The organism is Wolbachia endosymbiont of Pentidionis agamae (assembly GCF_036711655.1).
In the GTDB taxonomy this organism is placed as follows: Bacteria; Pseudomonadota; Alphaproteobacteria; order Rickettsiales; family Anaplasmataceae; genus JAZHPY01.
Genome location: NZ_JAZHPY010000044.1, coordinates 1 through 9,474, shown reverse-complemented (window position 1 = coordinate 9,474; position 9,474 = coordinate 1). Strand labels below are relative to the sequence as shown.

Here is a 9,474-nt window from a genome sequence, read left to right as displayed (position 1 = left end):
AACTCCACATCCATGATTTTATTCTCTTCCGAAAACTCTAAAATATCGTTCAAAAAGTGAATTAGAATGTCCTTATTTTTCTCCGTGCCAAAAATCCTCTTGAAGGCAACATCATTCTTCGGATCGAGAAATTTTGTGAGTGTTAAAATAAATAATTTTTCAATAGGTTAATTATTATAAATAATTTACTGCAGAAATTCAATATCTTTTGTCTTAAGTAGCTGTGAGCTCTGTATAAGAGCTCACAATTTTTTATATAGAGTTAGAAAGAAAATTTTACACCAGCAAGTATTAAATTTCCTTTATTTGCAGGTGGGTTAGTGATCACCTTTTTATCGTTACCGACTTCTTCAGTTCTGAAGTGATGGAAAGCTAAATAAGGAACAAATTTATTTTTGCTACCTGCAGGAGAAAGATCATACTGAACACCAAGTGCAAAATCATGCAACTTATCACCATCATTCATTTTACTACCAAAATAAGTGAAACTTGTATAAATTTCTTCATATTGATAGCCTGCACCAGCAGTCCAATACATAGTATTCTTATCATCTCCATCAAATTGAGCTTTTATCCCATCTAATCTTACAGTATCCTCGGTTGTTCCATAAGAACCAGAACCACCATTAAGAACTTTAATACCTTTAGGCTGACCAGATTTAAAGAGATTTGCAAATGAACCTGCAGCTTTTAATGTCTGCTTTTCATCAATTTTATATTCAGCAGTTACACCAAGATTAATTCCTGCAAGATCATTATATTCTACATATTCAGCATAACTATGCTTATCATTGGTTGCTGTTTTTGGTTTACCATATTCACCAACTGCTGCAACCTTAACACTATAATTATCGAAATCATATTCATAAGATATACCAGCACTGATTATGTGCTCATAATCGGGACCTACGTGTCTCAATACATTTGCAGGAGTTAAACCCTTCATTAGATCATTAATTATACCAACAGATACAGGTCCTTTAAATTCTTTATCAATTGCATTTTTCAGAGCCACTAATTGATCTTTTTCGTTAGGTAATGCTCTAACATCAGCTAACACTGCATTTACTGCACTAGTTACTTCTTTTACTGGTAGACCACCTGATGTTGTTTTTAATTTTTCTTCAATTTTAGCCTTTAGTTTTTCACTAGAATTGTAAGCTGATGGCTTTGCCATAATAGACGCTGTTGCTACATCATCTATATTATTTATACCGTAAGTTGTTTTATATCCATCAAAAGCAGCTCCACCTGCCGCAACTACATCAGCAGCATCAGCTTTCACAACCAAACCTCTATTAAGGCTGTTAGCTATTGAAGTAAGTACATCATTTCTACTTTCAGCTTTGATATTTTCACCAGTAAGGTTAACTTGAGTAGCTAAAGTTTTAATTTCAGAATCATCTTTATCAGCAGGAACAATTAACCTACCAGCCTCTGAAAATTTGTCAGTTATTTCTTTAATTCTTACTTTATAAGGATTGTCAGTTAAACTACTTGAAGATGAACTACCAGAAACACTATCACTCACACTAAACAGATTGCCTTGATAATACGGTGAGTAACTTACTCCAAATCTTACACCCATATAATTTGGTGAATAATAAGAGAGCCTGAATGGGAGTGTATTTATAATAGGTTTATTATATTTCCCAGCTAAACGGAAAGATAATCTTTCACTTTCACTTGAGAAACTTTCAGTATAGAGACGCGGAGTTACATAAAATGGAAAACTTGCAGCGCTCCCTTCTAAATTAACTTTTCTGAACCAGTCACTATCTGCAGCTCCATCCATAGTTGCAATTCTCGTTGCATCTAATCTCATTAAAGCTTCAGGACCAAATTGGTAACCAACTTTCACGTCACCGTATTCAGAATTTAAAAATAAATGAGCCCCCCTACTCCTTGCAGCAAATACTCCTTGTGAAGCTCCTTTGCCTTCTGTAACTGGAACGTGAAATTGCACGTCAGCACCATATAAAATACCACAATCTTCATTTTTATTTTCTGCTCTTAAATGAAGTATTGCATCAGCCATCATGCCAAAATCATTGCTATAATCACCGATATTTCCTATCCCTTCTGGAAATAGAGGATTTGCTCCTTTGACTGCGTCCGAAGGAGTGTTATAATGGTTATGAGCTGCACCAGACATGCGATTATATGGCTTTAGATTATCTTCAATCGCAACCTTACCATAACCTTGTGCATCAACAACACCACCAAAAGTGATTTTTAATCCCTTTGGCGTTAAAGCACTTGTACCATTATTTGTTTTGTGTGAAACATGCTCAACTTTTGTGACAACTTTTTTATCAGCCTTGTCTTTTGCATGATGTACATTTTGAACTTTATGTTCTTTTTTATCATCTACTTTTTTAATCTCTGGAGCTTTTACATTCTTATTTTCAGCTACCTTTAGATTCTTTTCAAGACTTTTTGTAAATTCTGCATCTTTACCATGCGGACCTTTTGCTACCTTGTCTTGTTCCATACTTACTTCTTTTGCCTTAGATTTCTCCTCAGCTTTTTTCTTTTCGTTATTACAAATCTTATCTATTTTTGCAGCTAATCTTTTATCAGAAGTTTTCATTACTTCTCTTTTAGAAGATTCGCCATTATTTATTGTTTTGCTCTCTTGCTTTTCTACTTCTTTAACGCCCTCAGCAGCAAAACTGCCAAAGCCATAGAGAGTAAATAGAGAAGCTAGAGCAGCACCTATATATAAAGATTTTTTCATATAATTGCCCCCTAAATTTTCTTGTTTGATGTTATACAATGTTGTAAACTCATAAATTATAGAAATTGTAAAAATTAATTTAAATACCTTATAACTTATACAAAAGCAAAATGCAATATAAAAACTGCTTTATTTTACTAGTAAATACATTACTTTCTATATATTTTTAAAACATATTTAAACTAATGAACTCTTTTTTTATTAAAATATTATGAACATAAGTTGTCGTTATGATGTTATTGTAGTAGGCGGTGGTCACGCAGGATGTGAAGCAGCAGCAGCTGCTGCTCGTCTCGGCGCAAAAACTCTGCTTATTACTCACAAAATTTCAACAATAGGTGAAATGTCGTGTAATCCTGCAATTGGCGGAATAGCCAAAGGTACAGTAGTTAGAGAAGTCGATGCTTTAGATGGATTAATGGCAAGAGTAATTGATCAAGCAAGCATACATTCTACTATTTTAAACAGGAGCAAAGGAGCTGCTGTTTGGGGCCCACGTGCTCAAGCTGACAGAAAACTATACAAAAAAACAATGCAGGAAGTTATTTTAAATTATAGCAATCTTGAAGTAAAAGAGCAAGCAATAAATGACTTCCTTATAGAACAAACTTATATTAAAGGAGTTATAACGAGTTCAGGGGATTATATATTTGCAAACAAGGTTATTTTAACTACAGGAACTTTCCTTCAAGGTATGATTCATATAGGGGATAATGCTATTCCTGCAGGAAGAATGGGAGAAAAAGCATCAGTTGAACTTGCAAATACCTTAAAGAAACATGGTTTTAGATTAGGTAAGTTACGTACTGGAACTCCGCCAAGACTTGATCGAAACACTATAGATTGGTCTATACTTAAAAAACAAGAAGGTGACAATCCTCCTGTACCATTTTCTTATCTAACAGAAAAAATCAATTTACCTCAAGTTCCGTGTTTTATGACGCATACTAATGAAAACACACATGAAATAATTAGTAAGAATCTTCATAGATCAGCTTCTTCATACTTAAATGATGTTACAGCTCCAAGATATTGTCCTTCTATTGAAACTAAAGTGAATAGATTTAAGGATAAAATAAGCCATCAAATATTTCTTGAGCCTGAAGGACTTGAAGATGATACAATATACCCTAATGGAATTTCAAATTCATTACCTACTGACATTCAGTATGAAATGTTAAAGAGTATAAGAGGACTTGAGAATGTAAAGATGCTTCAACCTGGATATACAATTGAGTATAACTATATTGATCCGCGAGAATTATACCATACTCTTGAGACTAAAAAAATAAAGGGTCTCTATTTTGCTGGACAAATCAATGGTACCACTGGGTATGAAGAAGCGGCAGGACAAGGGATTGTTGCAGGAGTTAATGCTGCGCTTGAGAATAGCTTTATCCTGCATCGCACAGATTCATACATTGGCGTTATGATAGATGATTTAGTTACTAAAGGAGTTATGGAACCATACAGATTGTTTACATCTCGTGCAGAGTATAGGTTAACAATCAGGTCAGATAATGCGGATAGAAGATTAACTCAAAAAGGCTATAATATATCATTAGTATCGTTTGAGCGATATACTGCTTTGAAGAATAAATTAGGGTCCATCAAACAAGCTCAAGATAAATTAGAGAGTTTTTATATTACTCCAGAGCAACTATCTCTTTATGGAATTAAAGTATCATATGACGGAATGAAAAAGACAGCATTGGATTTGCTCGGTTATCCTAATATAGATTTAGACCAATTACGAAACATATGGCCAGAACTTGGGTCTTTTGACAATAGAACACGTGAGATAATTGAAATTGAAGCAAAGTACAAACCATATTTAGCAAGACAAGAAGCAGATATAAAGTTTTTAGAGGAAGAAATGAATACGTGTATTCCACAGGATTTTGATTATTCTGAGATCAAGGGTTTATCAAATGAAGTGATGGAGAAATTACAAGAGATTAGACCAAACACTATTGGGGTTATAAAACAAATACAAGGTATAACTCCTGCATCGATAGTGAGTATATTGCTATACCTAAAGAAGAATAATGGCAAATCTATAAAATGTAAAGCGATTAACTAATTTATGATTTGCATCTAAAGTTTTAATATGTATAATATAACCTGTATGCTTGCTGAATATTAACTCTAAAGTATAAAATAATGTTTCATGGATATAATAATGTAATGTACGGCACTACTATATTGTCAATTAGAAAAGGTAAGAACGTAGTGATAATAGGTGATGGTCAAGTTTCTCTTGGTCATACTGTGATAAAATCTGGAGCAAAAAAAGTTAGGCGTCTTTCTAATGAATCTGTGATTGCAGGATTTGCTGGTGCAACTGCTGATGCCTTTACTCTTTTTGAGAGATTAGAATCTAAACTTGATAAACATACTGGTCAACTTATGAGAGCATGTGTTGAGCTTGCAAAAGATTGGAGAACTGATAGGTATTTGAGAAAGCTTGAGGCTATGATGATAGTTGCAGATGAATCTATCTCATTAGTGATTACTGGAAATGGTGACGTATTAGAACCAGAAGATGGAATTGCAGCCATAGGCTCAGGGGGTAATTTTGCTCTATCTGCAGCTAAGGCTTTAATTGATGTTCATGGAATGTCAATAGAACAAATAGCGAAGAAAGCCATGGAAATAGCTGCTGATATATGCGTTTATACAAATAATAATTTCATTATTGAAAAAATAGAGGAAAAATAATATGTCCTATGAAGAAAAATTTTCATCTTATGATTATTCGGAAAAATTAGATTTATTTTATTGTGATATAGAAAATGATCTAGGAATTGATAAATTAAATGGCATTACTGACATGAAAAATAATATCACTGATGAAGGTTCTGATGATGAAGTGTTAAGGGATTTAGATGATAAAAAAACTCAAGATATTTTTATGACTCATGATTTGAATAATTTATCACCACAGAAAATAGTGCTAGAGTTAGATAGATTTATAATAGGGCAGGATGATGCAAAACGTGCTGTTGCTATAGCTTTAAGGAATCGCTGGCGCAGGAACAAAGTTTCCCTTCCTCTACGTGACGATATTATACCAAAAAATATATTAATGATTGGTCATACAGGAATTGGTAAAACAGAAATAGCACGCCGTTTAGCAAAACTTGTAGGTGCGCCATTTATAAAAGTTGAAGCAACAAAATTTACTGAGATAGGTTATGTTGGGCGCGATGTAGATTCAATCATTCGTGATTTGCTGGATGCAGCATTAGTTTTAGTAAAAGAAAAAGCTCGTAAAGTTTTAGCTAAGAAGGCTTTTAGGTCTGCAGAAAAAATAATAATTAATGCTTTAGTTGGTGAAGAAGCTACTGATGAGACTAAAAAAATTTACAAAGAAAAGTTGAGAAATAAAGAATGTGAAGAAGGGGAGATATCAATTAATGTAAGGGAAAATAAGAATATGCTACCTACTTTTGATATACCCGGTATGCCAGGTGGGCAAGTTGGGATCATGAACATTACTGATATTGTTGGTAAAATGTTTAATGGAAGTAAAAAAACAAAAACTATTACTGTAAAAGTAAAAGAAGCACGAGAAATTCTAGTAAATGAAGAAAGTGATAGACTAATGAATGAAGAAAAAATTATCAAAGAAGCTATAGAACTTACAAGTAATTATGGAATAGTTTTCTTAGATGAGATAGATAAAATTGCAGCACGTACTGAAGTTAAGGGTGAAGTCAATAGAGAAGGAGTGCAGCGCGACCTATTACCTCTACTTGAAGGAACAACAGTTTCAACAAAGTATGGGCCTGTAAAGACAGATTATATATTATTTATTGCTTCAGGTGCTTTTCATTTATCTAAACCATCGGATTTGTTGCCAGAACTCCAAGGTAGACTTCCTATAAGAGTTGAACTTAAGGCTCTCACCAAAAATGATTTAGTGAGAATATTAAAAGAACCAGAATCAAGTTTACTAAAGCAGTATATAGCTTTAATGAAAACTGAAAATGTGAAACTTGAATTTACTGATGATAGTCTTAATACCATAGCAGAAATAGCATTTACGGTCAATAGGGAAGTAGAGAACATTGGTGCAAGAAGACTTCATACAATCATGGAAAAACTTTTAGATGATATAAGTTTCACTGCTTCTGAAAGAAATGGTGATGTTTTTATTGTAGACAGTGATTATGTAAAAGATAAACTTGAATCAATTTCTAAGCAGTTAGATTTATCTAAATTTATTTTATAAAGGAAGAAGGATGTTACTGTTAAGTAACATCCTATTTAAACAGAATAGAATTTATGCTGTGATAGCTGCTTGAGGCTGAGAATAAATGTTTGTATCAACTCCATTAACTTTTGTACTAGGAGACTTGAAATTTTTTCTTACTTTTGCTATCTCATTTGTAGAAGCTGTGAATTGTTTACCAGAACTGTCAGATGGTGAGGATTGCCCACTATCATATCCGCTGCTATTCGAAGAGCTACGATTTAAAGGTGTTTTTTGCGAAGCAACTTCTCCTTTAACGGCATCTGCATAAGTTCTTGGTGGTTTTGGTGGAACAATCGGTTTAGATTTTATTGAAGATGCACTATTGCTTCTTCTTAAGTTTTCATGCTTTATAGTTGCATAACTTTCATTTGAGTTTACGCTACTTAAAGAATTAGTATCTGCACCTAGCTCAGTTGAAGATGTTCTATTTGATGAATATTCACTATCCGGAAGGCTTTTATTAGGATTTCTAAGGGGATTATCTGCCTGTGATGAGAGTTGTTCATATTCAAATGTTGCAGTATTGTTAATCCACAAATCTTCAATTTTTTGCTCTTTTTTACTTCTTGACAACCATGATGAAACTTTTTGTTTGAATGATGAAGGTTGCTCTGCTGACTTACGTTTTGTAGTATCTAGTAGCTCTGCTGTGCTGCTTGTAGTGCTATCAACAGACTTTGGTGTGGTAGTTCCACTACTCACTGAATAAGTATCACTATTTTCTTCTGTTTCATTTCTAGCACTAAGTGACATGAATGCTGATATAGATTTAGCTGTAGCTTTAAAAGAAAGTTTTGACTCTTTTCTATATTTCTCTGGATTTTCTTTGTAATCATTAAGTATTCTATTAATGTCTCCTTTGCAATATGAAACAGCACTAATGAGTACCTCAATGTTTTTGGAATTAGTAACTCTACTTGATAATATATTCTCTAATCTATCTGACACATCAATCATACTTCTTGTTGCCTTTTGAGCATCATTTCCTGGTAATGCATCAAGATAAAAATTCTGTAGAGATGATTTCATTGCTTGCTTTATCTCTTTAAGTACAGTAGAATTTTTGTCATTTTGAAGTATTTCACATAATTCATTTATCTCATTTTGTACTCCTCCTCTTTCTAAGGAATTTTGCACTAATCCAAATCTTATACCATAGTCATTACTGTGCGCCGCTTCTTTGAAAAAATCACCAACACGGTCTGATGCTCTGCTAGTCACCCTTTTTAACGATTCTTTTGAAGATTTATAACTATTTTGTATTCCATTTTTAGAAAACTCATAACCATCTTTTATTTTATTAGCAGAATATTCAGCTCCACTTTTAATTTCCTTTCCTAAGGATTTCACACCTTCTACTGTTTTATCTGCTGACCACTTTGCTCCTTTTCCTGCAAGAATAGCACCTTTTATAACAAGGAATGAAACTAAGCCTACTATTGCGCCTATAATTGCTAGTGGTGCAGCGATTACAAAAACAGGAAGTGCCATACTTGCTACTGCACTTACAATTGCTACTTTTGACATCTTTTGTTGTATAGAAGATCTGTTGAATTCACTTGTTTGTTCTTCTATAAATTTAATAAATTTATTACTGTTCTGCTCTGCAATATTACTTTGATTTATTTGTTGAATTTCTGTCATTTTTAATCCTCACTTGATTATTAACATATTATCAGTATATCAGTTTAGATGTTAATTTTATGTTAAAGTCTATGTGAGTGCTTAGCTACAATATAAAATATATCTTGATTAAGGATTCCTTTATACACTAACATTTTCTTAAATCTAAAATGGACTTGTGGCTTATTTGAATATTCTTTTTTTCTTCAAATGAGATAAGAAGATGCTATAATAAAATTTTATAGTTCTGTTCTATGTTGCGTGTTATTGCCGGTAAATATAAAGGGCGAAGAATAAACACAGAGAAAAATTCATCAGTAAGGCCCACTATGGGTATTGTTAGAGAAGCAATATTTAATATTCTAACTTCAAGAGACCTAATTAATGATGTAAATGTGTTAGATCTATTTTGTGGGAGCGGTTCTTTAGGGTTTGAAGCGATTTCACGCGGTGCCAAACATATATTTATGGTAGATTCAGATTATTACAATCTACAATTAGTAAAAAAAACGGCAGAGACACTTAATGTTTCAAGTAATGTGACATTAATTTGTGCTAGTGCTGATAAATTACCTCAGTCCATAGCTAAATGTGATTTGATATTTATAGATCCACCGTATTACAGCAATTTAGTTGAGGGTGTGTTGGAAGGATTGAGTAATTCAGAGTGGTTATGGGAAAATACAACAATAGTTTTAGAAATCAGAAAAAATGAAAGCTTTACATGCAGCAAAAACTATCATATCATCATGGAACGTGCTTATGGCATTACAAAAATTATTTTTTTACAAATAAAGAATACCTTTTAGATAAAAAAGTCTTGAATTTAAGCTGAGTAATTAATAAATAA

The 9,474-nt window shown here is 32.9% G+C and carries 7 protein-coding genes; 4 read left to right on the top strand and 3 right to left on the bottom strand.

Annotation, left to right across the window (positions count from 1 at the left end; genetic code table 11):
- Nucleotides 1-149 (bottom strand): PD-(D/E)XK nuclease family transposase (locus tag V6U76_RS03305; RefSeq protein ID WP_333023597.1); only part of this gene is annotated, 149 nt, incomplete at its 3' end.
- Nucleotides 150-262: 113 nt separating this feature from the next.
- Entirely contained in the window at nt 263-2,740 is a 2,478-nt protein-coding gene (locus V6U76_RS03300; protein WP_333023596.1) for a WD0745 family porin, read from the bottom strand.
- 211 nt (nt 2,741-2,951) lie between these two features.
- Between V6U76_RS03300 and mnmG the strand changes: the two genes are divergently transcribed.
- The 3 genes from mnmG to hslU all read left to right on the top strand — a co-directional run bounded on the left by mnmG (nt 2,952) and on the right by hslU (nt 6,977).
- The gene (gene mnmG, locus V6U76_RS03295; RefSeq protein ID WP_333023595.1) at nt 2,952-4,823 is read left to right on the top strand and encodes a tRNA uridine-5-carboxymethylaminomethyl(34) synthesis enzyme MnmG; all 1,872 of its coding nucleotides are present in this window, start codon (nt 2,952-2,954) and stop codon (nt 4,821-4,823) included.
- Between the two features lie 80 nt (nt 4,824-4,903).
- The gene (gene hslV, locus V6U76_RS03290; RefSeq protein ID WP_333023594.1) at nt 4,904-5,461 is read left to right on the top strand and encodes an ATP-dependent protease subunit HslV; all 558 of its coding nucleotides are present in this window, start codon (nt 4,904-4,906) and stop codon (nt 5,459-5,461) included.
- A 112-nt stretch (nt 5,462-5,573) separates the two neighbouring features.
- Nucleotides 5,574-6,977 carry an ATP-dependent protease ATPase subunit HslU gene (hslU, locus tag V6U76_RS03285; RefSeq protein WP_408647419.1) on the top strand — a complete coding sequence of 468 codons (1,404 nt, stop codon included), beginning with the start codon at nt 5,574-5,576 and terminating at the stop codon, nt 6,975-6,977.
- A 51-nt stretch (nt 6,978-7,028) separates the two neighbouring features.
- Here hslU and V6U76_RS03280 read toward each other — a convergent pair whose 3' ends face one another.
- Nucleotides 7,029-8,645 carry an actin-bundling T4SS effector WalE1 family protein gene (locus V6U76_RS03280; protein WP_333023592.1) on the bottom strand — a complete coding sequence of 539 codons (1,617 nt, stop codon included), beginning with the start codon at nt 8,643-8,645 and terminating at the stop codon, nt 7,029-7,031.
- A 233-nt stretch (nt 8,646-8,878) separates the two neighbouring features.
- On the opposite strand from V6U76_RS03280, the gene rsmD reads away from it, so the two are divergent.
- Entirely contained in the window at nt 8,879-9,433 is a 555-nt protein-coding gene (gene rsmD, locus V6U76_RS03275) for a 16S rRNA (guanine(966)-N(2))-methyltransferase RsmD (protein WP_333023591.1), read from the top strand.
- The last annotated feature ends 41 nt before the right edge of the window (nt 9,434-9,474 follow it).

What these genes read in the sequence shown, in the direction of transcription:
- hslV (WP_333023594.1), top strand. Translation starts at nt 4,904, where the DNA reads ATGTTTCATGGATATAATAATGTAATGTACGGCACTACTATATTGTCA.
- V6U76_RS03280 (WP_333023592.1), bottom strand. Translation starts at nt 8,645, where the DNA reads ATGACAGAAATTCAACAAATAAATCAAAGTAATATTGCAGAGCAGAAC.
- hslU (WP_408647419.1), top strand. Translation starts at nt 5,574, where the DNA reads ATGAAAAATAATATCACTGATGAAGGTTCTGATGATGAAGTGTTAAGG.
- rsmD (WP_333023591.1), top strand. Translation starts at nt 8,879, where the DNA reads ATGTTGCGTGTTATTGCCGGTAAATATAAAGGGCGAAGAATAAACACA.
- V6U76_RS03300 (WP_333023596.1), bottom strand. Translation starts at nt 2,740, where the DNA reads ATGAAAAAATCTTTATATATAGGTGCTGCTCTAGCTTCTCTATTTACT.
- mnmG (WP_333023595.1), top strand. Translation starts at nt 2,952, where the DNA reads ATGAACATAAGTTGTCGTTATGATGTTATTGTAGTAGGCGGTGGTCAC.